21 protein-coding genes and 1 pseudogene are annotated in these 24,113 nt (G+C 41.1%); 16 read left to right on the forward strand and 6 right to left on the reverse strand.

Features of this window, described 5'->3' with window-relative positions:
- The first annotated feature begins 61 nt into the window (after positions 1-61).
- Positions 62-1,729 carry a glutamine--tRNA ligase gene (gene glnS, locus KQP93_RS08235; protein WP_217876626.1) on the forward strand — a complete coding sequence of 556 codons (1,668 nt, stop codon included), beginning with the start codon at positions 62-64 and terminating at the stop codon, positions 1,727-1,729.
- Positions 1,730-1,813: 84 nt separating this feature from the next.
- On the opposite strand, the gene KQP93_RS08240 is transcribed toward glnS, so the two are convergent.
- Positions 1,814-4,222 (reverse strand): TonB-dependent receptor, encoded by a 2,409-nt coding sequence (locus tag KQP93_RS08240; RefSeq protein WP_217876762.1) that lies wholly within the window; start codon positions 4,220-4,222, stop codon positions 1,814-1,816.
- A 153-nt stretch (positions 4,223-4,375) separates the two neighbouring features.
- Between KQP93_RS08240 and KQP93_RS08245 the strand changes: the two genes are divergently transcribed.
- Complete coding sequence (locus tag KQP93_RS08245) at positions 4,376-4,903, forward strand: YaeQ family protein (protein WP_217876627.1); 528 nt, start codon at positions 4,376-4,378, stop codon at positions 4,901-4,903.
- Here the strand turns inward: KQP93_RS08245 and yfaE are convergent.
- The 5 genes from yfaE to ubiG form a co-directional block, all read right to left on the reverse strand.
- Positions 4,900-5,172, reverse strand: a complete 273-nt coding sequence (gene yfaE, locus KQP93_RS08250; RefSeq protein WP_217876628.1) for a class I ribonucleotide reductase maintenance protein YfaE — start codon at positions 5,170-5,172, stop codon at positions 4,900-4,902. The genes KQP93_RS08245 and yfaE overlap by 4 nt on opposite strands.
- The gene (nrdB, locus tag KQP93_RS08255) at positions 5,172-6,302 is read right to left on the reverse strand and encodes a class Ia ribonucleoside-diphosphate reductase subunit beta (protein ID WP_054551358.1); all 1,131 of its coding nucleotides are present in this window, start codon (positions 6,300-6,302) and stop codon (positions 5,172-5,174) included. Before nrdB ends, yfaE begins: the two co-directional genes overlap by 1 nt.
- Positions 6,303-6,372: 70 nt before the next feature.
- Positions 6,373-8,658, reverse strand: a complete 2,286-nt coding sequence (gene nrdA, locus KQP93_RS08260) for a class 1a ribonucleoside-diphosphate reductase subunit alpha (RefSeq protein WP_217876629.1) — start codon at positions 8,656-8,658, stop codon at positions 6,373-6,375.
- A 391-nt stretch (positions 8,659-9,049) separates the two neighbouring features.
- Positions 9,050-9,724, reverse strand: coding sequence for an HAD family hydrolase (locus KQP93_RS08265; RefSeq protein WP_217876630.1), 675 nt, complete (start codon positions 9,722-9,724; stop codon positions 9,050-9,052).
- Positions 9,724-10,434: a bifunctional 2-polyprenyl-6-hydroxyphenol methylase/3-demethylubiquinol 3-O-methyltransferase UbiG gene (ubiG, locus tag KQP93_RS08270; RefSeq protein ID WP_217876631.1), complete on the reverse strand. Its 711-nt coding sequence runs from the start codon at positions 10,432-10,434 to the stop codon at positions 9,724-9,726. Before ubiG ends, KQP93_RS08265 begins: the two co-directional genes overlap by 1 nt.
- A gap of 176 nt (positions 10,435-10,610) precedes the next feature.
- Here ubiG and gyrA point away from each other — a divergent pair, with 176 nt between their 5' ends.
- The 14 genes and pseudogenes from gyrA to KQP93_RS08345 all read left to right on the forward strand — a co-directional run bounded on the left by gyrA (position 10,611) and on the right by KQP93_RS08345 (position 24,103).
- Positions 10,611-13,307, forward strand: coding sequence for a DNA topoisomerase (ATP-hydrolyzing) subunit A (gyrA, locus tag KQP93_RS08275; RefSeq protein WP_138600685.1), 2,697 nt, complete (start codon positions 10,611-10,613; stop codon positions 13,305-13,307).
- Positions 13,308-13,376: 69 nt separating this feature from the next.
- Complete coding sequence (gene serC / locus KQP93_RS08280; protein WP_217876632.1) at positions 13,377-14,465, forward strand: 3-phosphoserine/phosphohydroxythreonine transaminase; 1,089 nt, start codon at positions 13,377-13,379, stop codon at positions 14,463-14,465.
- A gap of 2 nt (positions 14,466-14,467) precedes the next feature.
- Positions 14,468-15,748 carry a 3-phosphoshikimate 1-carboxyvinyltransferase gene (gene aroA / locus KQP93_RS08285; RefSeq protein ID WP_217876633.1) on the forward strand — a complete coding sequence of 427 codons (1,281 nt, stop codon included), beginning with the start codon at positions 14,468-14,470 and terminating at the stop codon, positions 15,746-15,748.
- 104 nt (positions 15,749-15,852) lie between these two features.
- Positions 15,853-16,566 (forward strand): (d)CMP kinase, encoded by a 714-nt coding sequence (gene cmk, locus KQP93_RS08290; RefSeq protein ID WP_130051431.1) that lies wholly within the window; start codon positions 15,853-15,855, stop codon positions 16,564-16,566.
- Between the two features lie 92 nt (positions 16,567-16,658).
- Positions 16,659-18,326: a 30S ribosomal protein S1 gene (gene rpsA, locus KQP93_RS08295; RefSeq protein WP_054551350.1), complete on the forward strand. Its 1,668-nt coding sequence runs from the start codon at positions 16,659-16,661 to the stop codon at positions 18,324-18,326.
- A 65-nt stretch (positions 18,327-18,391) separates the two neighbouring features.
- Positions 18,392-18,679, forward strand: coding sequence for an integration host factor subunit beta (gene ihfB / locus KQP93_RS08300; RefSeq protein WP_036968575.1), 288 nt, complete (start codon positions 18,392-18,394; stop codon positions 18,677-18,679).
- A 20-nt stretch (positions 18,680-18,699) separates the two neighbouring features.
- Positions 18,700-18,981 carry a lipopolysaccharide assembly protein LapA domain-containing protein gene (locus tag KQP93_RS08305; protein ID WP_217876634.1) on the forward strand — a complete coding sequence of 94 codons (282 nt, stop codon included), beginning with the start codon at positions 18,700-18,702 and terminating at the stop codon, positions 18,979-18,981.
- 2 nt (positions 18,982-18,983) lie between these two features.
- Positions 18,984-20,120, forward strand: a complete 1,137-nt coding sequence (lapB, locus tag KQP93_RS08310) for a lipopolysaccharide assembly protein LapB (protein WP_217876635.1) — start codon at positions 18,984-18,986, stop codon at positions 20,118-20,120.
- A 32-nt stretch (positions 20,121-20,152) separates the two neighbouring features.
- The gene (gene pyrF / locus KQP93_RS08315) at positions 20,153-20,857 is read left to right on the forward strand and encodes an orotidine-5'-phosphate decarboxylase (RefSeq protein WP_217876636.1); all 705 of its coding nucleotides are present in this window, start codon (positions 20,153-20,155) and stop codon (positions 20,855-20,857) included.
- A 233-nt stretch (positions 20,858-21,090) separates the two neighbouring features.
- Positions 21,091-21,600 (forward strand): annotated as a pseudogene (locus KQP93_RS08320) (ClbS/DfsB family four-helix bundle protein).
- 137 nt (positions 21,601-21,737) lie between these two features.
- Positions 21,738-22,034, forward strand: coding sequence for a hypothetical protein (locus KQP93_RS08330; protein ID WP_217876637.1), 297 nt, complete (start codon positions 21,738-21,740; stop codon positions 22,032-22,034).
- 112 nt (positions 22,035-22,146) lie between these two features.
- Positions 22,147-22,560, forward strand: coding sequence for a GNAT family N-acetyltransferase (locus KQP93_RS08335; protein ID WP_254907729.1), 414 nt, complete (start codon positions 22,147-22,149; stop codon positions 22,558-22,560).
- Between the two features lie 452 nt (positions 22,561-23,012).
- A complete protein-coding gene (locus tag KQP93_RS08340; RefSeq protein WP_217876638.1) occupies positions 23,013-23,258 on the forward strand; it encodes an acyl carrier protein in 246 nt (81 codons plus the stop codon).
- Positions 23,258-24,103 carry a lysophospholipid acyltransferase family protein gene (locus tag KQP93_RS08345; RefSeq protein WP_217876639.1) on the forward strand — a complete coding sequence of 282 codons (846 nt, stop codon included), beginning with the start codon at positions 23,258-23,260 and terminating at the stop codon, positions 24,101-24,103. Before KQP93_RS08340 ends, KQP93_RS08345 begins: the two co-directional genes overlap by 1 nt.
- Positions 24,104-24,113: the final 10 nt, after the last annotated feature.

Here is a 24,113-nt window from a genome sequence, read left to right on the forward strand (position 1 = left end):
TTTGTTTTTGTAATAATGCATTAGTTTTGTCACCATGCAATATTCAGAGGATTATGCTCCTATGGCGGAAATTGAGAATCGCCCAAGTAACTTTATTAGAACGCGTATCGACGAAGATCTAGCAAGCGGTAAGCATGCGGCTACACACACGCGTTTTCCACCAGAACCAAACGGTTTTTTACACATTGGTCATGCAAAGTCTATTTGTTTGAATTTTGGTATCGCCCAAGATTATCAAGGTCTTTGTAACTTACGTTTTGATGATACGAATCCAGAAAAAGAAGACATTAACTACGTAAATTCGATTAAAGAAGATGTGCAGTGGCTAGGTTTCCAGTGGGATGGTGAAATTAAATATTCATCTAACTATTTCGATGCGTTATATGGCTATGCTGTTGAGCTTATCGAAAAAGGCCTAGCATATGTGTGTTTCTTATCGCCAGATCAAGCCCGTGAATACCGTGGCACTTTAAAAGAGCCAGGTAAAAACAGCCCATACCGTGATACGCCAGTTGAAGAAAACCTAGCGTTATTTGAAAAAATGCGTAATGGCGAATTCAAAGAAGGTGAGTGTGTACTGCGTGCTAAAATCGATATGGCAAGCTCATTCATGGTACTGCGTGATCCAATTATTTACCGTGTACGTTTTGCTCATCACCACCAAACAGGTGACAAGTGGTGCATTTACCCAATGTACGACTTCACGCACTGTATTTCAGATGCGCTAGAAGACATTACACATTCATTATGTACGCTTGAGTTCCAAGATAACCGTCGTTTATACGATTGGGTATTAGATAACATCAGCCTTGAGTGTCATCCGCAACAAATCGAGTTCTCACGATTAAATCTTGAGTACACCATTATGTCTAAGCGTAAATTAAACGACTTAGTGGTTAATGGTCATGTTGAAGGCTGGGACGACCCGCGTATGCCAACGATTGCTGGTCTACGTCGTCGTGGTTATACACCGGCATCAGTGCGTGAGTTTTGTTCTCGTATCGGTATCACTAAACAAGAGAACATGGTTGAAATGGGTATGCTAGAAGCATGTATCCGTGAAGATCTAAATGAGCATGCACCGCGTGCAATGGCTGTTCTTGATCCTGTGAAGATTGTTATCGAAAACTATGACGCAGATAAAGTAGAGACGTTATCTGTGGCTAATCACCCGAATAAAGAAGAGATGGGTCGCCGTGACGTACCTTTCACTCGTGAGATTTATATTGAGCGTGAAGACTTCCGTGAAGAAGCAAATAACAAGTTTAAGCGTTTAGTTCTTGATAAAGAAGTGCGTTTACGTGGTGCGTATGTCATTAAAGCTGAGCGCGTTGAAAAAGACGAAAACGGCGAAATTACTACTATTTTCTGCTCTTACGATCCTGAAACTCTAGGTAAAAACCCAAGTGATGGTCGTAAGGTTAAAGGTGTAATTCACTGGGTATCAGCAAGTGAATCTATCACAGCTGAAGTTCGTTTATACGACCGTTTATTTAACGTACCAAACCCAGCTGCAGCAGAAGACTTTAACGCAACACTAAACCCTGAATCACTCGTGGTCCTTGAAAATGCGAAAGTTGAGCCGTCACTTGCAAATGCACAAGCAGAGCAGGGCTTCCAGTTTGAACGTACAGGTTACTTCTGTCGTGATAGCAAAGCAGAAACATTAGTATTCAATCAGACTGTGGGTCTTCGTGATTCATGGGCGAAGATTGAACAAAAGGGCTAATACCTAATTTATTAAGTTTCTAAGCTTAATAAAAACCCTTTCACTTTAAAAGTGAAAGGGTTTTTTTATAACTATTAAAAGTGATTAGAAATAACCGCGAATACCCAAGCTAAAGTTACGACCAGGTAGTGGTGCTTTTTCTTTAATGAATGAACTGTGTACGAAACCAAGTTCATCGGTTAAGTTATCAACATTGATATAAAGCTGTGTATCAACAGGACCTAGGTCAAGTTGGTAGTTAGCTGATGCATCAAACAGGGTATAACCGTCAGTTTTTGTCTCGTAAGCAGTAACGTCAGACTGCTCAAAATAATGAGTACCGGTTAGGCTAAACTTCCAATCAGACACTGTGTACTGTAATTCAGAACCCAGTTTATTAGCAGGGATACGCGGTAAGTAACCTTCATCATCTTTTAGCTTAGCCGTTGTTGAATCACCAAATACTTTAACTAGCGCACTTGGCGTCACTTGATAATGTACGTCAAATTCAATACCGTATAATTTCGCATCTTTACTTGTGAATTGGTAAACCGCCATTGCATCTGCATCAGCTGCTGATTCTAGGCCATGCTCTTCATCAAAAACTAACCCGGTATTTTGCTGGTAATAGTAGTTTTCAATGTCGTTATAGAAGAAGTTAACTGTGTAACCAAAGTCACCAATAAAACGACGGAAACTTAAATCAAAGTTCGTTGCAGTTTCTTGCTTGATATCTTCTGGCTCAAAATGAATTTCGCCATCTTCAATATGATAACCAAGGCCTAGCTCATAAGTACCTGTTGCGATATGAATACCGTTTGATAATAATTCAGCACTTAGCGGCGCACGTTCTGAACGTGATACACTCAGAGCAACACTTTGACCTTCTTGATATTGCCAAATTGCACCTGCAGATAAGCTTAGATTTGTGAAATCTTCACTGTAGTTGATGATTTCTGCTTCTTCTTCATGGTGCTCTTCTTCCTCTTCATGATCATGATGATGCTCAGCCATGCTTACAGCAGAATCGATTTGATAATCTTCAAGGCGTGCACCTAGCTCAACGGTCACATCACCAAACTGGCGCTCTTCAAGAACGAATAACGCGTTTGTTTTAGTAACACTTGCTGGCGTAAAGGCTTCTTCACCATCTGCATCATAGTCAGACTCAGTGTAGTGATAACCAGCCATACCGTGCCAAAGGCCTAACTTGTGCTCAACGGTTGCACGTGCTTCGGTTGTTTTGTTTGTAAACACGGTGCCCACTGCACCATCTTCAATTTCAGCGTGCTTGTAGTCTGTGTAGCCAACGCGTAGTGAGATATTTTCAATCCAGTTATCATGAAGTGCATAGCTCATGTAACCTTGCCAGCGGTCTTGCTCTAGCTGTGCAAATACTGATTCTTCATGCTCTTCTTCACCTTCGTGTTCATCATGATGCTCACCTTCTCCATGCTCTGCATGGTGATGGTGTTCATGGGCAGGAATACCGTAATCAGTTTCGATGCGACCGTAAGACACACCAAGAGTTAGGTGTTCACCAACATAACTAGTACCGAAGTTGACGGTTTGGCTATCAATAAAGGTATTTTCTACGCTGTTAGCTGTTTCGTGTTCTTCATGCTCTTCACCTTCATGCTCCTCGTGCTCTTCATGTTCCTCAGGAAGCTCAAAGTTTGGTGTGTCGTAATCGTGACCTTTACGCTTTGTACCGTCAAAATGGAAGTTGAAACCATCATTACCGGTTTCAAGTTTTGCAGCATAGGTGTTGGTATTTGATACTGTATCGTGTGTGTAGTGTGCAGCACCAGTTAAAGTGTCAATGTTGTCAGTAGGAATACGGTTATCAACAACGTTCACCACACCACCGATAGCGCCAGAGCCATAAAGTAGGGTAGCAGGGCCACGAAGTACTTCAATTTGCTCTGCAGCTAGGCTGTCATTTGATGTTGCGTGGTCAGGGCCAATACGAGATGCATCACTGCTATCAAGACCATTTTGGGTGATCTTCACACGCGGACCATCTAAACCGCGAATAATAGGGCTAGATGAAACAGGGCCAAAGTAGCTTGCATTAACGCCTGGTAAACCTTTTAGTGTTTCGCCTAATGTCGGTTTTGCTTTATCTTTTAGCTCATCACCGGCTAAAACATTCACTGGCGAAATCATTTCAAGACTATTTTTATGAAGCGCTGATGCATAAACAACAACTGTTTCAACTGATGTTGGTGTAAGTGTAACAACAAAATTTTGGTCTTCACCATTAATAGCAATACGCTTATCGATGAAATTGTTTTTACTGATATGAAGCTGACCTTTATTATCTACATCAATTTTAAACTGACCTTGCTTGTTTGTGACAACGCTTTGTGATTTACCGTGTACATGAATTTCAGCATTGCTGATAGGTTGTTGGTTTTTATCTAATACTTGACCTGTGATCACAGCAGCCATTGTTGATTGAGAAAACAGCGCAGCGGCAACAGCACTAGAAAGAATTGAAACTTGTTTCATCATTACTACTTCTAAGTTTGTTGTTGAGTGTTGCGTTATATTATAACGCTGAAAATATTAATCGCAATAACGTTATACTATAACTTTACCTGAAGTCGCGATTTTATCACCATACACTATACTTAGACTGTTACAGTGAGATGGCCAAATCTTATGTCTGATAAAAATAGGGTATTTAAAGCAAATTTTACCATTGCTGATTTAAGAGAGCACCGCAATCACAAAGAAGTGTTCACCACTGCTTGTGACCGTCGTGAAAGCTATCAACATTTTGTCCTCAAGCTTTTAAGTTATTGCTTATTTTCACACAATGAAACAGCGATATTGAATACAAGGTTTAATCATGCTGAACCGGATGTGTCAATAAAAGCGCTTGATGACCATTATCAAACTTGGCTTGCTGTTGACCAACCGGATATCTTACAACTCAACAAAATCGCAAAGCGGGTTGATGAACTATGGGTCGTGACAACCTTAAATAACGATTGGCTTAAAGAAAATGAACACCAATTAGAGCTTATCAATAATGGTCATTTAATTGCGTTTGATGACAACTTCATTGACCAGTTAGCGAGTCATCTCACTAAAAATCTACAGTGGGATGTTACGATTGATCAGCAAATGGTGAGTGTGTCAGATAAAGAAAACTTCTACCAAACGAGCGAGCTTGTTTGGCATTAAAGCTCAATTTTTACCTTACCATTTGGTTTACTACAACACAGTAATACTTCGCCAGTTCTAACGAACGCAAGTGGTTCTTGATTGTAGCTCACATCACCTTCAACTAACTTTGCGCGGCATGCGCCACAATAACCTTCACGGCATTGGTAGGGGACATCTATTTTGTTTTGTTCTAGGCATTCAAGGAGAGATGAACAGCCAGAATCAAATTCTAAATTCTGGCTGTCTGTTCCTGCAAGGATAACCTCTGCAGTGGTGTTTTCGCTCATTACAGGTCGAAGTCACCAAAGTCAGATGCATCAACTTGAGAGTCAATTTGACCAACAAGGTAAGAGCTGATTTCAGCTTCTTGTGGGGCAACTTGAACGTTGTCTGATACTAACCAAGAGTTGATCCACGGAATAGGGTTACTTTTACTCTCGAACTGTGCAGGTAGGCCTACCGCAGTCATACGTGCATTAGTAATGTATTCAACGTATTGGCATAAGATATCTTTGTTAAGACCAATCATAGAGCCATCTTTGAACAGGTATTCTGCCCAATCTTTTTCTTGTTCAGCTGCTTCAACAAACATCTGAATTGCTTCTTCGCGACATTGTGCTGCAACGATTGCCATTTCTGGGTCGTCTTTACCTTCTTGCATAATGTTCAAAATGTGCTGTGTGCCAGATAAGTGTAGCGCTTCATCACGGGCGATTAGCTTGATGATTTTTGCATTACCTTCCATTAATTCACGCTCAGCGAAAGCAAATGAACAAGCAAAGCTTACATAGAAACGAATTGCTTCTAGGATGTTAACCGACATCATTGCTAAGTAAAGTTGCTTTTTAAGGTCAAATAAGCTGACTTTAACTTCTTCACCGTTGATCACATGTTTACCTTCACCATACAGGTTGTAAACAGAAATCATATTGATTAAATCATCGTAGTACTTAGTTACCGCATCAGCACGCTCACTGATTTTTTCGTTGCTTACGATATCGTCAAAGATAAGCTCAGGAGATTGCGTAACGTTACGAATAATGTGCGTGTATGAACGGCTGTGAATGGTTTCACTGAACGCCCATGTTTCAATCCAAGTTTCTAACTCAGGAATAGACACAATAGGTAGTAACGCAACGTTAGGTGAACGACCTTGCACACTATCAAGTAGCGTTTGATATTTTAAGTTACTTAAAAAGATGTGCTTTTCGTGCTCTGGTAACGCTTGGAAGTCAAGACGGTCTTTACTTACATCAACTTCTTCAGGACGCCAAAAGAACGAAAGTTGCTTTTCGATTAGCTTCTCGAAGATAGGGTACTTTTGTTGGTCGTAACGTGACACGTTTACCGTTTGGCCGAAAAACATCGGTTCTTGTAATTGGTTATTATGATTTCGGCTAAAAGTTGTATATGACATAGTGATTTCTCAAAAAACAGTCAGGGCAAAGCGGGCAAATGAGCCCGCTTTTGTTATGTTATTAATTTAATTAGATTTTACAAGCGCCGCCTGCACAACCGTCATCTTCTACCTCTGGTGTTAACTCATCTTGAGAGTCTGATGCACCATCACGTGTGTTGTGATAGTACAGGGTTTTAACACCAAGTTTGTACGCAGTCAGTAGGTCTTTTAAGAGCACCTTCATAGGTACTTTACCGCCTTCGTACTTAGATGGATCATAGTTAGTGTTTGCAGAGATCGTTTGGTCAACGAATTTTTGCATAATACCAACCAGTTGTAGATAACCATCGTTTGAAGGAATATCCCACAGTAGCTCATAGTTATCTTTCAGATTTTCATAATCTGGCACTACTTGCTTTAAGATACCATCTTTACTTGCTTTAACGCTGATATGACCACGTGGTGGTTCAATACCATTTGTTGCGTTAGAGATTTGCGATGATGTCTCTGAAGGCATAAGGGCAGATAGCGTAGAGTTACGCATACCGTGCTCTTTAATGCTTTCGCGTAATGAATCCCAATCTAAATGAAGAGGCTCATCACAGAACTGATCTAGGTCACGTTTGTAAGTATCTGTTGGCATAATGCCTTGAGAATACGTTGTCTCGTTAAATTTAGGACACGCACCACGTTCTTTAGCTAACTCATTTGATGCTTTCATTAGATAATATTGAATTGCTTCAAATGTCTTGTGAGTTAGGGCATTTGCGCTGCCATCTGAATAGCGCTTACCATTTTTCGCTAAGTAATACGCGTAGTTAATAACACCAATACCTAGCGTACGACGACCCATAGTCGCGTTTTTAGCCGCAGGAACAGGGTAGTCTTGGAAATCAAGTAAGTTATCAAGGGCACGTACTGCAAGTTCAGCAAGCTCTTCTAATTCGTCAAGTGACTCAATTGCACCTAAGTTAAACGCCGACAGCGTACAAAGTGCAATTTCACCTTCTTCATCCATTACATTGCTAAGTGGCTTAGTTGGTAATGCAATTTCTAAACATAAGTTAGATTGGCGAATTGGTGCCACAGTCGAGATGAACGGGCTGTGCGTATTACAGTGGTCAACGTTTTGTAAGTAGATACGGCCTGTGCTGGCACGCTCTTGTGCAAACATTGAGAATAACTCAATCGCCTTAATACGTTTTTTGCGAATTGACTCGTCTTGCTCGTATTTGATGTATAGCTCATCAAACTTCGCTTGATCTTCAAAGAAGGCATCGTATAGACCCGGTACATCTGATGGGCTAAATAATGTGATGTAATCGTCTTTGATTAAACGGCTATACATTAATTTGTTGAACTGCACACCGTAGTCAAGGTGACGTACACGGTTGTCTTCAACACCACGGTTGTTTTTAAGAACAAGTAGGTTTTCAACTTCTAAGTGCCAAAGTGGGTAGAACAACGTTGCTGCGCCGCCACGAACACCACCTTGTGAACAGCTCTTAACAGCAGTTTGGAAGTGTTTATAAAAAGGAATACAACCTGTGTGGTACGCTTCGCCGTTACGAATTGGGCTACCAAGGGCACGGATGCGACCGGCATTAATACCAATACCCGCACGTTGCGAAACATATTTAACAATCGCAGACGATGTCGCATTAATAGAATCTAGGCTATCACCACATTCAATAAGTACACATGAGCTGAACTGACGTGTAGGGGTACGTACACCTGCCATGATAGGTGTAGGTAATGAAATTTTGAATGTAGAAACTGCATCATAAAAACGCTTGATGTAATCAAGGCGTGTCTCTTTTGGATAATCAGAGAATAAGCTTGCAGCAACTAAGATATATAAAAACTGTGCACTTTCGTAGATTTCACCAGTAACACGGTTTTGAACTAAATACTTACCTTCAAGTTGCTTTACAGCAGCGTAGCTGAAGTTTAAGTCACGGTTGTGATCGATATAAGCATCTAACTCATCAATTTCTTGCTCGGTATAATCAACAAGTAGGTGTTGATCATAACGCTTGTCTTCAACTAACTTCGTGATGTGATCGTATAAGCGTGGTGGCTCAAATTGACCGTAGGCTTTTTTACGTAAATGGAATACAGCTAAGCGAGCAGCTAGGTATTGGTAATCAGGCGTATCTTTAGAGATCTGATCAGCTGCAGCTTTGATGATTGTTTCATGAATGTCATCGGTACGAATGCCGTCATAAAATTGAATATGTGACTTTAATTCAACTTGTGAGACAGACACATTATCAAGACCTTCTGCGGCCCAAGCGATCACGCGATGGATCTTATCTAGATCAAGTGACTCTTTACGGCCGTCACGTTTGCTTACAGATAGCTGTTGGTTCATAGTTTTGCCTGTATTCCTTGGGAAGTTTTAGTTGTAAGACAAAGGTATTCTTAATGTAATTATTATTATGCAACACCAAAAGAAACTAATTGAATAACATTTAGCCACAATATCTGGTGTTGTTTAAATTGTAGATCACAAGATAGTGTGGTCTGGGTTGTTTTGCAAGGGATAGAATTGCCCCAATTTGTGGATAACTATTGGATAAGCGCATTGTGTTAGTAACCATTAACCTTTGAACATTCATAGACGACGAAATTTGTAGAAATCAACAAAAGATCCAGAAAATTTACCGTTTTGAAAAATAAATTTTGACTGATTTTTTTATCATCAATGAATGCTCAAAAGTAAACCAAATCACAATATATGGTGTTTTAATTTTTAAATAGCACTATATATGGTTAAAGCCGTCAATTGGTGTTTGCCAATTGAAATCCGCTTGCCAGCCAAGTGCAGCGTCCACACTCGGTATGTAACCCCATAACGCTGTTGCGCTATACATGTTGGCTGCTTTTGCAGCTTGAATATCACGCTCAGCATCACCGATATACAAACAACGGCTCGGATCAACCTCTAAGATCTCAGCGGTGTGTAACAGTGGATCCGGTGATGGTTTTGACACAGCTAATGTATCGCCACTGACAACTGCCTTTGCATCACGCAAAGAGGGAATAGCTTGCACTAAGGGCTCAGTTAAAAAGCCTGGCTTATTAGTCATAATGCCCCACTTAATATTGTTTTGCTCAAGTGCAATTAAAAGCTGTTCGATGCCGTTGAAGCATTTACTGTGCACAGCAATATCTTCGGCGTAGTAGTCAAGAAGCTGTTGGCGCAAGGCGAGTTGTTCAAGTTCGGGCCATTTATCCCCAAACCCTACTTCTAATAATGCATTTGCACCGTTAGACGCAGCAGGGCGATAAATATGCTCAGCAACAGGCGCCACATTGGCATCTGCTAATACGCGGTTTAATGCACCACCTAAGTCATCCGCGGTATCGAGTAGTGTGCCATCTAAATCAAAGATAAACGCATCAAAATCGATAGAGGGTGTTTGCACACCACTCATTAGGCTAGTTTCTCAAAGTGCAGGATGTAATTAACACTTACATCATCATTTAAGTTGTACTGCTTAGAAAACGGGTTATAGTGAAGGCCGGTACTGGCGCGTACTTTTAATCCTGCTTCTTCTGCCCATGCAATAAGCTGCGCAGGTTTGATAAACTTTTTATGGTCATGCGTACCTTCAGGCACCATCTTCAAAAGCTTTTCAGCACCGACAATAGCAAACAAGTAGGCTTTTGGTGTTTTATTTAATGTTGAAAAGAACACATCTGCGCCTGGTTTAGCAAGTTCTGCTACAGCACGAATAATAGAAGCAGGGTCTGGAACATGCTCAAGCATTTCCATACAAGTTACAACATCAAAGCGAGCAGGGTGCTCAGCAGCGAATTGCTCTGCAGGTACTTTTATATAATCAACAGGCACGCCTGTTTCTAAACTATGTAACTTAGCAACGGTGAGTGGCTCTTGGCCCATATCGATGCCGGTTACTTTAGCGCCCATACGCGCCATACTTTCACTTAAGATGCCGCCACCACAGCCAACATCTAAGGTTTCCTTATCAAATAAGCCGCCTACTTTATCAGCGACAAAATCCAAACGCAGAGGATTTATTTCATGAAGGGGTTTGAACTCTCCGTCGCGGTCCCACCAACGTTCTGCGATGGCTTCAAACTTTGCAATTTCTGCATTATCTACATTTTGATGCTCGGTCATAAAAAACTTCCTCGTTAATCTGAGGCCATTATATAGGGGGAAATTAATAAATCGCAAAGATTTAGCGCCTGTAAATCTAAATAAATTGTGATAGCATGGTCTGGAAATAATAACTAAAGCTCTTAAGACGGCGGTTTGCCTCTTAATGAGTCAATACTGAAGGAATGTGAAATCAAATGACTGATCTCGCCAATGAAATTCTGCCAGTCAATATTGAAGATGAATTGAAAAACTCCTACCTTGATTACGCGATGAGTGTAATCGTAGGACGTGCATTGCCAGACGTACGTGATGGCTTAAAGCCAGTTCACCGCCGCGTTTTATTTGCAATGAACGAACTCAATAATGATTGGAATAAACCTTACAAGAAATCAGCACGTGTTGTTGGTGATGTAATCGGTAAGTACCACCCACATGGCGACAGCGCGGTATATGACACCATCGTTCGTATGGCGCAGCCTTTCTCATTACGCTACATGCTTGTTGACGGCCAAGGTAACTTTGGTTCTGTTGACGGTGACTCTGCGGCAGCAATGCGTTATACGGAAGTCCGTATGGCGAAAATGTCACATGAATTATTAGCTGATTTAGAAAAAGAAACGGTTGATTACGTACCGAACTATGATGGTACTGAGCAAATTCCTGACGTATTACCTACAAAAGTACCTAACTTATTAGTAAATGGTTCTTCGGGTATCGCGGTTGGTATGGCGACGAACATTCCACCTCATAACTTAACAGAAGTTATCAATGGTTGTTTAGCGCTTATTCAAAACCCTGATATGTCAATTGCTGACCTTATTGAATATATCCCAGGTCCAGATTTCCCGACTGCGGCGATTATCAATGGTAAAAAAGGCATTGAGCAAGCGTACTTAACCGGTCGTGGTAAAGTATATATCCGTGCTCGTGCTGAAATCGAAGTTGACGAAAAAACCGGTCGTGAAACAATCATCGTTCACGAAATCCCTTATCAAGTTAACAAAGCACGCCTTATCGAAAAGATTGCAGAGCTTGTTAAAGATAAGAAGATTGAAGGTATTAGCGCACTACGTGACGAATCAGATAAAGACGGTATGCGTATCGTTATCGAAATCAAACGTGGTGATGTTGGTGAAGTAATCTTAAACAACCTTTATGCACAAACTCAGTTACAAACTGTGTTTGGTATGAACATGGTTGCACTTGATAACAACCAACCTAAGTGTTTCAACTTAAAAGAAATGCTTGAAGCGTTTATCGTACACCGTCGTGAAGTTGTTACACGTCGTACTGTATTCGATTTACGTAAAGCCCGTGACCGTGCTCACACGCTTGAAGGCTTAGCGATTGCACTTGCGAATATCGACCCAATTATCGAACTTATTCGTAAATCACCAACACCAGCAGAAGCAAAAGCGGCACTAACAGCACGTTCTTGGGAACTAGGCACTGTTAAAGCAATGCTTGAAAAAGCAGGTGAAGATAACGTAGCACGTCCTGATTGGTTAGCGGCTGATTTAGGTATCCGTGACGGTCAGTACTATTTATCTGAGCAACAAGCACAAGCAATTCTAGACCTACGTTTACACAAACTAACAGGCCTTGAGCATGAGAAGATCTTAGACGAGTATCAAACACTCCTTGATCTAATTGCTGAGCTTTTACATATTCTTTCAAGCCCAGAGCGTTTAATGGAAGTTATCCGCGACGAGCTAGTAGAAATTAAAGAGCAATATGGTGACGAACGTCGTACTGAAATCAGTGCAGCTGCTCACGATATTAGCCTTGAAGACCTAATCAATGAAGAAGACGTTGTTGTAACGCTTTCTCACGAAGGTTACGTTAAGTATCAACCACTATCAGATTACGAAGCACAGCGTCGTGGTGGTAAAGGTAAATCAGCAACCAAGATGAAAGATGAAGACTTCATCGAACGTCTATTAGTTGCTAATACCCACGATACAATCCTATGTTTCTCAACAGCGGGTCGCTTATACTGGTTGAAAGTATATCAGTTACCATTAGCAAGCCGTGCAGCGCGTGGTAAGCCAATAGTTAACTTATTACCACTTGAAGCTGATGAGCGTATTACTGCTATCTTACCAGTACGTGAGTACGAAGAAGATAAATACATCTTCATGGCAACTGCATTTGGTACAGTTAAGAAAACACCACTTACAGCATATAGCCGTCAACGTGCGAGCGGTATCATCGCTGTTAACCTAAATGAAGGCGATAGCCTAATTGGTGTTGATATTACTGATGGCACGAATGAAATTATGCTATTCACTGATGCTGGTAAAGTTGTTCGCTTTAAAGAAGCTGAAGAGTCAGCAGTTGTTGATGAAAACGGTAACCCAGTTCTAGACGAAAATGGTAACCCAGAAATCCGCTTCAAAGGTGTACGTCCAATGGGTCGTACAGCAACAGGTGTTCGTGGTATTAAGATGGCTGACGACCAACGCGTTGTGTCGTTAATCGTACCTAAGTCAGATGGTGCAATCCTAACTGTGACAGAAAACGGTTACGGTAAGCGTACAGCACTTGAAGATTACCCATCGAAGAGCCGTGCAACACAAGGTGTTGTATCAATCAAAGTAAGCGAACGTAATGGCGCTGTGGTTGGTGCAGTACAAGTTGACGATAACGACGAAATCATGATTATCTCGAATCGCGGTACCTTAGTACGTACCCGTGTAAACGAGGTTTCTACGGTTGGTCGTAATACTCAAGGCGTTATTTTGATACGAACTATTGACGAAGAGCAAGTAGTTGGTTTACAACGTATCGAAGAAATCGAAGTTGATGAGCTAGAAGCCATCGAAGGCGAGGCCGTTGAAGTAGTCGATACCAATACTGAAGAAACGGGTGATAACCCACCTTCAGAATAACATTGATTTAAAAAGCGGCTCCGGCCGCTTTTTTTATCCGCACTATAATTACTGGAATGAGGCAAAGTAATGACTAAGTATAATTTTTGTGCAGGACCGGCAATGCTACCGCCGGCAGTTATGCAAAAAGCACAAAAAGAATTTATAGATTGGCAAGGTTTAGGTGTCTCTGTGATGGAAATTAGCCATCGCAGCAGCGACTTTTTAGCGCTTACCACTAAATGTGAAGCAAGCCTGCGTCGTTTAATGAATATAAGCGATGAGTTCGAAGTGTTATTTATGCACGGCGGTGGCCGTGGTCAATTCAGTGCTGTGCCACTGAACCTTCACCTTGATGATAAGCCAGCCGTGTACTGTGAAAACGGTGTGTGGTCTAAAGGGGCTACGTCAGAAGCGGCAAAATTCACTGCAGTTGAAAGCATCAATGTCCGTGATGATGAGCAGCAAAATGGCCAGTTCTCTATAAAACCAGCAAGCAGCTGGGAATTACCTGCTGATGCGTCTTACATTCACTATTGTCCGAATGAAACCGTAGATGGCATCGAAATTTTTGACGTGCCATCACACCCATCAGCACCGATTGTGGCTGATATGTCATCGACTATTTTATCGCGCGAGTTTGACGTAAATCAGTTTGATCTTATTTACGCTGGCGCACAAAAGAATATCGGCCCGTCTGGTTTATCGATTGTTATTATTCGCAAAACGCTTCTTGAGCGTGAAGGTCTTGCCAAGCCAGGTATTCTTGATTACGCCTTAGAAGCAAAACAAGGCAGCATGTATAACACACCACCGACATTTGCGTGGTACTTAGCTGCTGAAGTATTTGAATGGCTTGAAGCAAACGGCGGCGTTAAAGCGATGGAAGAACAAAACATCGCAAAAGCAGAACTTCTTTACAATTACATTGATAGCTCAGATTTTTACAGCAACAAAGTTGCTAAGCATTGCCGTTCGCGTATGAACGTACCGTTTTGGCTAAATGACGGATCACTGAATGATAAATTCATTACTCAATCAAAAGAAGCAGGCTTATTAGCCCTTGAAGGTCACCGTATCGTCGGTGGTATGCGCGCAAGCATTTATAATGCGATGCCACTTGAAGGTGTTCAAGCCTTGGTTAATTTTATGGAAAAATTCGCCAAGGAGAACAGCTAATTATGGAACAGCTTCGTCTTGAACCGATTACAAAGGTAAATGGTAGTGTGACACTACCAGGCTCAAAAAGCTTATCAAACCGTATCTTACTGCTTGCTGCTCTTGCAGAGGGCACAACGGTTGTTGAAAACCTACTAGATAGTGATGATATTCGTCACATGCTAGGTGCATTAAATCTTTTAGGCGTAAATGTATCGCTTAACGAAGATAAAACAGTGGCCACCGTAGAGGGTGTTGCAGGTAAATTTAAAACTCCGAGCGAGCCTTTATTTTTAGGTAATGCAGGGACAGCTTATCGTCCACTGACAGCGGTTTTAGCTGCTGTAGAAGGCGAGTATCAGCTGGTGGGCGAGCCTCGTATGGAAGAGCGCCCAATCGGCCATTTGGTTGATGCACTGCAAGCACTGGGTGGTGATGTTGAATACCTTAAGCATAAAGATTATCCACCACTTGCCATAAAAGGCGGCAAAATCAACGGTGGACAAGTTGCAATTGATGGCAGCATCTCTAGCCAGTTCTTAACAGCGTTACTAATGGCTGCACCATTATTTAATGGCGATACAGAAATCACCATCAAAGGCACGCTGGTATCAAAGCCTTACATTGATATTACCCTAGATGTAATGAAGCGCTTTGGCGTTACTGTAAGCCATGACAATTACGAAACGTTTTACGTTAAAGGCTGTCAGCAGTATCAAGCACTTGAGCGTATTATGGTCGAAGGTGATGCATCAAGCGCCTCTTATTTTGTTGCAGCAGCTGCAATAGCAGGTGGCGAAATTGAAATTAACGGGGTAGGTGCGGCATCTGTTCAAGGTGATATTGGTTTTGCCAAAGTGATGGAGCAAGTAGGCGCCAAAATCGATTGGTACGATGAAAAGCTGGTGGTTCGTAAAGGTGAGCTAAATGCGGTCGATATTGATGCCAATGCAATCCCTGATGCGGCAATGACACTCGCCACTGTTGCGCTTTTCGCAAAGGGTAAAACAGCAATTCGCAATATCTATAACTGGCGTGTAAAAGAAACAGATCGCTTATATGCCATGGCGACTGAGCTTCGTAAAGTTGGTGCAGAAGTGGTTGAAGGTGAAGATTTCATCGAAATTACACCGCCAGACACTTTTAACGATGTAGCGATAGATACCTATAACGATCACCGTATTGCCATGTGTTTTGCAATGGTTGCCGTTGGCGGAAAGCCGATAACCATTAACGATCCTAAGTGTACATACAAAACTTTTCCAACGTTTTTCAAAGTACTAGAGTCTGTCTCAAGTCAATAAAACAGAAGAAAATATAAAAAGTTACATTCTAAATGCGGATCTATTTCTAGAACTGGCGTATAATATCGCGGTTTTATTTTGGTGTGCATTGCAGGAGGTTATAAATGCAGGCGTTATCAATGCCCGTAATCACCATCGATGGCCCAAGTGGTTCAGGTAAAGGAACTGTTTGTCGCTTGTTAGCCGAGAAATTAGGTTGGGATGTATTAGACAGTGGAGCGATTTACCGTGTGCTGTCACTTGCAGCGCTTCATCATCAAATTGAATTAGATAATGAAGATGCGCTAGTTCCGCTAGCTGCAAACTTAGATGTACAGTTTTTGGTCGATAGCCAAACGCATACTTCTAAAATTGTCTTGGAAGGCGAAGACGTCACAACCACAATTCGTAACGAAGAAGTGGGTGCTGCGGCATCAAAGATTGCTGCATTACCACGGGTGAGAGAAGCATTATTACGTCGTCAACGTGCGTTTCGTACTGAGAGCGGCTTAATTGCCGATGGTCGTGACATGGGCACCGTTGTGTTCCCAGATGCACCATTGAAGATTTATTTAACCGCATCAGCTGAAGAGCGCGCTCGTCGTCGCTTTGCTGAGTTGAACGAACGCGGTCTTGATGTTACACTAAGTGGTCTACTTGAGGACATAAAAGCTCGCGATCACCGTGATATGACGCGTGAAGTTGCGCCGCTTGTTCCTGCAGAAGACGCTATTGAGCTCGATACTAGCGAGCTTAATGCAATGCAAGTGTTTGATAAAGTTGTAACTTTACTCGACGAAGCCGTACTTGCAGGAAAGCTTCCAAAAGCTAAAAAGTAATTTATTAAGGTGCCGGCAGGAAGCCAGTGCTATTTTAACAACCCCATGCAGCATGGTTGCTAATTGGTTATTTAATTATTTAGAGACGTATAATGTCAGAAAATTTTGCGCAGTTATTTGAAGAAAGCCTTAAGGGTTTTGAAGCAGAGCAAGGCTCTATCGTTAAAGGTACTGTTATCTCAATCGAGAACAACATCGTACTTGTTGATGCTGGTCTTAAATCTGAAAGTGCAATCCCTGCTGAGCAATTCAAAAATGCTGCTGGTGAACTAGAAGTTGCTGTTGGCGACGAAGTAGATGTTGCTTTAGACGCAATCGAAGACGGTTTCGGTGAAACTATCCTTTCTCGTGAGAAAGCGAAGCGTCACGAAGCGTGGATCCGCTTAGAAAAAGCATGTGAAGAGCAAGAGACTGTTACTGGTGTTATCAACGGTAAAGTTAAAGGCGGTTTCACTGTTGAAGTTGATTCAATCCGTGCCTTCCTACCTGGTTCACTTGTTGATGTTCGTCCAGTACGTGACACAACTCACCTTGAAGGTAAAGAGCTTGAGTTCAAAGTAATCAAGCTTGACCAAAAACGTAACAACGTTGTTGTTTCTCGCCGTGCAGTTATCGAATCAGAGAACTCACAAGAGCGTGAAGAACTTCTTGCTAACCTTGTTGAAGGTCAAGAAGTTAAAGGTATCGTTAAGAACCTTACTGACTACGGTGCGTTCGTTGACCTTGGTGGTGTTGACGGTCTACTACACATCACAGACATGGCGTGGAAGCGTGTTAAGCACCCTTCAGAAATCGTTAATGTTGGCGACGAAATCGCAGTTAAAGTTCTTAAATTCGACAAAGAAAAGACTCGTGTATCTCTAGGCCTTAAACAGCTTGGCGAAGATCCATGGGCAGCTATCGCTGGTCGTTACCCAGAAGGTTCTAAGCTTTCTGGTCGTGTAACTAACCTTACTGACTACGGTTGTTTCGTTGAAATCGAAGAAGGCGTAGAAGGTCTAGTACACGTTTCTGAAATGGATTGGACTAACAAGAACATCCACCCTTCAAAAGTTGTTTCACTAGGTGACACTGTTGAAGTTATGGTTCTTGAAATCGACGAAGAGCGTCGTCGTATTTCTCTTGGTCTTAAGCAATGTATTGCTAACCCATGGCAAGAATTTGCTCGTCTACAAAACAAAGGCGATCAAGTTACTGGTAAGATCAAATCAATCACTGACTTCGGTATCTTCATCGGTCTTGAAGGCGGTATTGACGGTCTTGTTCACCTTTCAGACATTTCTTGGAACACGCCAGGCGAAGAAGCTGTACGTGAATTCAAGAAAGGCGACGAAATCACTGCTATCGTATTACAAGTTGACCCAGAGCGTGAGCGTATCTCTCTAGGCGTTAAACAAATCGAAGCTGACCCATTCAATAACTACCTGGACGCAAACAAAAAAGGTGCTATTGTTAAAGGTAAAGTGACTGAAGTTGATGCGAAAGGCGCAACTGTTGAGCTAATCGAAGGCGTTGAAGGTTACATCCGTGTAGCTGATATCGCTCAAGAGCGTGTTGAAGATGCTACTACTGTAGTTTCTGCAGGCGACGAAATCGAAGCGAAATACGTTGGTGTTGATCGTAAGAACCGCACTTTAAGCTTATCTGTTAAAGCTCTTTTCGAAGCAGAAGAGAAAGAAGTACTAGAGAAGCTTAAGAAAGAAGAGCCAGCGTTCGAAAACGCTATGGCTGCAGCATTCAAAAATGCTCAAAAAGACTAATATCTAGTCTTTTAAAATTGGAAGGGCAGTTTTGCCCTTCCTTTACCACTCTTTAAGGAAACGCTATGACTAAGTCAGAATTGATAGAACAACTTGCCGAGCAACACGCACACATCCCTGTGAAAGATGTTGAAAATGCCGTTAAAGAAATTCTTGAACAAATGGCCGGCTCATTATCTAGCTCAGATCGCATCGAGATCCGTGGCTTTGGAAGTTTCTCATTGCATTATCGTTCTCCTCGCACAGGTCGTAATCCAAAGACTGGCGAAACAGTTGAGTTAGACGGTAAGCACGTACCACATTTTAAACCAGGTAAAGAATTGCGTGACCGCGTAAATGCGAGTATTGCCTAGTTTTATACAGGAGTAGTTACTTGTTTAGGGTATTAAAAATTGTATTAATTGCGCTGTGTTTATTTATTGCGTTTGTACTTGGTTCACAGAATCCACAATTGGTGCAAATCAATTATTTAATCGCTAGTAATACTTTGCCCTTAGCTGTTGTAATAAGTATCTGCTTTATTTTAGGTGTCGCAATTGGTTGTTTTATAAGCTTTACACTGTTTTCTCAGTTAAAGTGGCAAAATTATCGCTTAAAGAAAAAATTAGCGCCTGAAAAAAACAATAAAAAGCTTGTTGCTAATAAAGACATCTAATCATGATTGAGCTTCTGTTTTTACTTTTACCCGTTGCAGCCGGTTACGGTTGGATAATGGGTAAAAACAGCGCTAAAAACCAAGCTCATCAGCTTAATCGCCAAATTACCTCTGAATATTCTAAAGGCCTTAAATTTCTCTTAGACAGAGAAGAAGACCAAGGCTTAGAACACCTTATTAATCTACTCGAAGTTGCCGCTGATTCTGTTGAACATTATTCAACGCTTGCCACTATGTTCCGCCGCCGTGGCGAACTTGACCGCGCCATTAAAATTCATGAGCTGCTATTAAAACACCCAAGCCTTGATGAGCAACAAGCTGCAACTAGCCGCTTAGAGCTTGCTGAAGATTACATAATGGCAGGCTTGTTAGATGGTGCAGAAGAGCATCTAGTATGGCTTGTTAAGGCAGGTTATAAAGAAGCGTTAGAGCCAATTATTAATCTTTATTCACAAACCCGTGAATGGGATAAGGGCATTAACATGTACGAGGCCCACAGTGAGTTGTTCACTAAACCTCAGCATGTAAAAGCCATTGCCAATTTTTATTGTGAAGCAGCCTTACAAGACAATGATACGCAAATTATGCGTAAAGCCATTAGCTTAAACCATAAAGCCATTCGCCCACTGTATGAGCTTGGTCACAGTGCTTTCACCAAAGAAGATTATGTAAAAGCAATTTACTATTGGCGCGAGCTTATTAGCCAATTCACGTTTTTTGCGCCAGTGTTTATTGAAGAATTAGCACTGAGCTATCAAAAGCTTAATTTAACGCATCAGTTTTACGAATTGCTCAATGAACTGCTCGATAAAGGTGGCGTATTAATAAAAATAAAACACTGCCAAGCTTTACTTGAACAAGGTCATATAGAGCAAGCAATCAAATTTTTAACGGATAGTTTAAAGCGTCATCCGACTATTCGTGGCTTTAGTTTTTTATTACAGCTACTTGCCAAGCAAAACAACGATATTAAAGATGTACTCGATCAAATTGATAAGCTAGTAACATCTTATATCGCAACCAAACCTGATTTTCAGTGCCAACACTGTGGCTTTACCAGTCATACCATTTATTGGGTATGTCCATCTTGTAAGCACTGGGAAACAATTGTTCCAAGCCGTGGCATAGACGGTTTTTAATTCATATTAGTCCATTAGTTTTTAGGAAAGTTATGTCTGTCGAAGATTCAAAAAAAGTATTAATTGCCCTTGATTATGATGATCAACAAACAGCTCTTGCGTTTGTAAAGCAATTATCGCCTGATACGTGTCGCCTTAAAGTAGGTAAAGAAATGTTCACGTATTTTGGTCCTAGCTTTGTTAAGGAACTAATCGACTTAGGTTTTGATGTATTCTTAGACCTAAAATTTCACGATATTCCAAACACAGTGGCAAAAGCTGTAACCGCAGCTGCAAAAATGGGTGTGTGGATGGTTAACGTGCATGCCTCTGGTGGCGTTGAAATGATGACTAAAGCAAAACACGCTTTAGAACAGTTTGGTGATGACGCTCCATTACTGATTGCAGTAACTGTACTAACCAGTATGGATGCCGCAGAGCTTACTCGTTTAGGTGTAGATAAAACACCAGAAGAGCAAGTAATTTACTTAGCAAACCTTGCCAAAGAATCAGGCCTTGATGGGGTAGTGTGCTCAGCACAAGAAGCGAAAAAGCTAAAAGCAGAACTTGGCGCAGACTTTAAACTGGTTACCCCGGGTATTCGCCCAGCAGGCAGCGATGTAGGTGACCAAAAACGTATCATGACACCAAAACAAGCCGTCGAAGATGGCAGCGACTATTTAGTTGTAGGCCGCCCAATCACCCAATCGGCAGATCCAGTTGCAACATTAAAAGAAATTAACGACTCACTACAATAACCTCGTTACTTTAAAATAGTCTTTAAAGAGCATTGTAAGCGTAATTTATATCGCGCTATATACAGTGCTCTTTTTGTTTGTGATGTTACTGCTGGAGCTGATTTTTAAAATCAATTGGTTAACTTACTTCATTGCTAGGATAGTAGCCTTTTTGCGGGTGAAAATAAAGTTGCTTATCTAGCCAAGTTTAGGTGTAATGAATAATAATCACTGAGCTGCTAAGGGAGGTCAAAATGTCTTCTGTGCCCAGAAATAAGGATGAATTGGAGTTAGCTATAAATTCAATATTTCCGAAACTCATGGCTGACTATCGTGCAATTCCGGAAAGCAAAGCTCGTAAGCTTGGAATAAAGGGAAACGTCAAAGGCACAGTTATTAGCGTTAGTGATACAGTGGCTTACTTGATTGGTTGGGGGAGACTCGTTCTTAAATGGCATCACTTAAGATCTCAAAACCAACATGTTGATTTCCCAGAAACTGGTTATAAATGGAACCAATTAGGTCCACTCGCTGAAAGTTTCCACGCAGAGTATCGTCAGTGGAAATATGATGATTTACTCATTGAGCTTGAGTCTACGGTCAACGAGATACTTTCACTCATTTCAAAGTTAAGTGAACATGATTTGTATGGTGGTGCGTGATATGAAAAATGGACTTTGGGGCGCATGATTCAGTTTAATACATCATCACCTATGAAAAATATGCGTACAAAAGTTCGGCGGTTCAATCGAGAATTCACATAACAAACAATTTTAGAGTGATTCGACACGCGTGGCATTTTTACTATGCATCGGTTTTAGTGATTATGGTGGTATGCGACGGCATCGGTATTGTGTGCCTTACACCTTAATTAGGCGTTGCATCAATAGGAAAACTTTAGATGGATCAAAATGAAGAAAAATCGCAGGCAATATATTCAGAAATGCAGCGCACATATGCTCTCAAAAAGGAATTTGAAAATCTTCGTCCCAAATGGTGGCAGCCAATCGGAAAACTCATTAGTTACGTTTGTCTAATATTTCTTTTCAGTTATCTATTTCCAGAAACTATAGAGCAACCTGTCATTTATATTCTACTAATCTTGGTTTTTGGAGTAAGTATGGAAAATTTCCACGAGAGCAAGCGAATAAATCAGAGAATAGACTTGCTTCACAAGATGTTAAAAGAAGATTCATAACTAGGCCATCATGGCAATTGAACACACAACGCTTGGCTTACGCTCCTTCATTAAGCAGTTTGCCAAGCATTATTAACTTCTTACACTGCCGTAAGGGCAATTGAGAGGCATCGTGAAATTGAACATCACCAAGCAAGCTCCTAATGTTGATGAGTTTATGCTTCTTAGAAGTAAAGTTGGCTGGATAAATCCAGAATCAATAATTGCTCAAGAAAGCTTAGATAATTCAACCTTTCATGTTTGTGTTTATGCAGGATCACAACTTGTAGGCTTTGGCCGTATAGTGGGTGATGGCTCAATGTACTTTTATCTCCAAGATGTGGTTGTTGACCCTATCTATCAAGAGCAAGGAATAGGTAATTTGATAATGCAAGAAATAGAACAATTTCTGGAGAAAAATGCTCGTTCTGGCGCAACAATTGCCTTATTGGCGGCATGCGGAAAAGAAAAGTTTTATTCAAAATTTGGTTACAGTGACCGAACTGGAAATCCGCTCGGTTTAGGTATGTGTAAATTTGTTGAATAATTGCACAAACACCTCAAGACGGACTATCAACATTTAGCATTTCCAATTCCTATGAGTTGTAGTGGGCACGGTAGTTGTTTTTTTGTGTTGACAGTCCCTAAGACGGGCGTTACTTACTTGTTGCACATTAAATAGTGTGTAAAGTCTGCACTCGTCGGTTTTTGATATTTAATCGTAAATTTAATAACATAAATCATATATTTACTAGTTTTATCCTGCCTCTCAGTCACAGCCATTTAGTTATCCACTGCACAATTTTTTGTTGAATAATAGAAAAGCATAATAAATTCAATAAATTTTATGTAAGCAAAAGACAACATTATGCTCATAGATTCTACACATTCATACAAATCCTAGACATTTCTAGACAGAAGCCGCTTTTATTTGTTGCGAAAATAGCAGATTGTTGCGAAAATAGCAGACATCAATGAATCATCTTTTAGGTAATGTTTATGCAAATCACCCAACAACTAAAACAAATTCTAGCTCAAGTGCTCAATATCGATACATCGGATTTCACTGAAAATACACCTTTGTTAGGTGCAATCCCAGAATTTGATTCCATGGCTATCATGACTTTGTTAATGGAGTTAGAAAATCAATTCAGCTTTTCTATTAGCAATGCTGAATTAGAAGCAGAGCAATTCGAGTCTGTAGCGTCACTACAGCAATTTATTTCACAACAAGCTAACGACTGATGAATAATTATTCCAAGCGCAATAAAGTCAAAGGACTACTTATCAGCATGTTCTTGGCAGGCTTTAAAAAATTGAGCCGATCATCGAGACGAAAACTCTGCTTTAGCTTAGCTAGGACCGTGCTGAAACTAGCAAACAAAACCCGGCATCGTGGTATAGCTAATATTAGTGCTGCTATGCCTCATTTAACTGAGCAAGAAGTTGAGGCTCTGGCGTTCATTTCATATCAAAACATCGTTTTTGGTGTAGTGGAATGTTTTTATTTAGACCAAGTCGATTTTGAATACCAGATTAGTGCAGAAGCCGATGCTATTTTAAAGCAAGGTCAAGGGGCTAGTGTGGCTACCATGCATATGGGCTGTTATGAAGTTGTTCCCTTTGCTATGCAGGTTTTAACAAAGCGATCTAGCACGTTATCAAAGATCCCAGTGTTTATGCCCGATGGTAAAAAGATATATCGCGAGATGGGAATAGATTGTATTGATAAAAACGACTCAGACAGTTTGTTTCAGCTGCTAAAAGCTATCAATAATAAGCAGGTCGTCAGCCTGCATTCAGACCATTACGCAAAGGATACACAGCTAACATTTTTTGGACGTGAAACTGGTGCGCCATGCGGTGCAGCAATATTGTCAGCATACGGCAAGGTACCTTTGTTACTTAGCTTTGCTATTTTGCAACCAAATGGTGCTTACAAAGTATATGTAGAAGTGATTAGAGATACTCAAGTTGAGACTAATACAGACAGCATTCACAAAGTGACATGTGAGATATATCAAAGATTTGAACAGATCATTACAGAGTACCCGGAGCATTGGTACTGGTCTTATAAACGCTGGCGATAACAGGAGTAAA

The organism is Pseudoalteromonas shioyasakiensis, assembly GCF_019134595.1.
GTDB classification, from domain to species: Bacteria; Pseudomonadota; Gammaproteobacteria; order Enterobacterales; family Alteromonadaceae; genus Pseudoalteromonas; species Pseudoalteromonas shioyasakiensis_A.

Excerpts from the sequence above, each read along its gene's own strand:
- glnS (WP_217876626.1), top strand. The coding sequence starts at position 62 with ATGGCGGAAATTGAGAATCGCCCAAGTAACTTTATTAGAACGCGTATC.
- KQP93_RS08240 (WP_217876762.1), bottom strand. The coding sequence starts at position 4,222 with ATGAAACAAGTTTCAATTCTTTCTAGTGCTGTTGCCGCTGCGCTGTTT.
- KQP93_RS08245 (WP_217876627.1), top strand. The coding sequence starts at position 4,376 with ATGTCTGATAAAAATAGGGTATTTAAAGCAAATTTTACCATTGCTGAT.
- yfaE (WP_217876628.1), bottom strand. The coding sequence starts at position 5,172 with ATGAGCGAAAACACCACTGCAGAGGTTATCCTTGCAGGAACAGACAGC.
- nrdB (WP_054551358.1), bottom strand. The coding sequence starts at position 6,302 with ATGTCATATACAACTTTTAGCCGAAATCATAATAACCAATTACAAGAA.
- nrdA (WP_217876629.1), bottom strand. The coding sequence starts at position 8,658 with ATGAACCAACAGCTATCTGTAAGCAAACGTGACGGCCGTAAAGAGTCA.
- KQP93_RS08265 (WP_217876630.1), bottom strand. The coding sequence starts at position 9,724 with ATGAGTGGTGTGCAAACACCCTCTATCGATTTTGATGCGTTTATCTTT.
- ubiG (WP_217876631.1), bottom strand. The coding sequence starts at position 10,434 with ATGACCGAGCATCAAAATGTAGATAATGCAGAAATTGCAAAGTTTGAA.
- gyrA (WP_138600685.1), top strand. The coding sequence starts at position 10,611 with ATGACTGATCTCGCCAATGAAATTCTGCCAGTCAATATTGAAGATGAA.
- serC (WP_217876632.1), top strand. The coding sequence starts at position 13,377 with ATGACTAAGTATAATTTTTGTGCAGGACCGGCAATGCTACCGCCGGCA.
- aroA (WP_217876633.1), top strand. The coding sequence starts at position 14,468 with ATGGAACAGCTTCGTCTTGAACCGATTACAAAGGTAAATGGTAGTGTG.
- cmk (WP_130051431.1), top strand. The coding sequence starts at position 15,853 with ATGCAGGCGTTATCAATGCCCGTAATCACCATCGATGGCCCAAGTGGT.
- rpsA (WP_054551350.1), top strand. The coding sequence starts at position 16,659 with ATGTCAGAAAATTTTGCGCAGTTATTTGAAGAAAGCCTTAAGGGTTTT.
- ihfB (WP_036968575.1), top strand. The coding sequence starts at position 18,392 with ATGACTAAGTCAGAATTGATAGAACAACTTGCCGAGCAACACGCACAC.
- lapB (WP_217876635.1), top strand. The coding sequence starts at position 18,984 with ATGATTGAGCTTCTGTTTTTACTTTTACCCGTTGCAGCCGGTTACGGT.
- pyrF (WP_217876636.1), top strand. The coding sequence starts at position 20,153 with ATGTCTGTCGAAGATTCAAAAAAAGTATTAATTGCCCTTGATTATGAT.
- KQP93_RS08330 (WP_217876637.1), top strand. The coding sequence starts at position 21,738 with ATGGATCAAAATGAAGAAAAATCGCAGGCAATATATTCAGAAATGCAG.
- KQP93_RS08340 (WP_217876638.1), top strand. The coding sequence starts at position 23,013 with ATGCAAATCACCCAACAACTAAAACAAATTCTAGCTCAAGTGCTCAAT.
- KQP93_RS08345 (WP_217876639.1), top strand. The coding sequence starts at position 23,258 with ATGAATAATTATTCCAAGCGCAATAAAGTCAAAGGACTACTTATCAGC.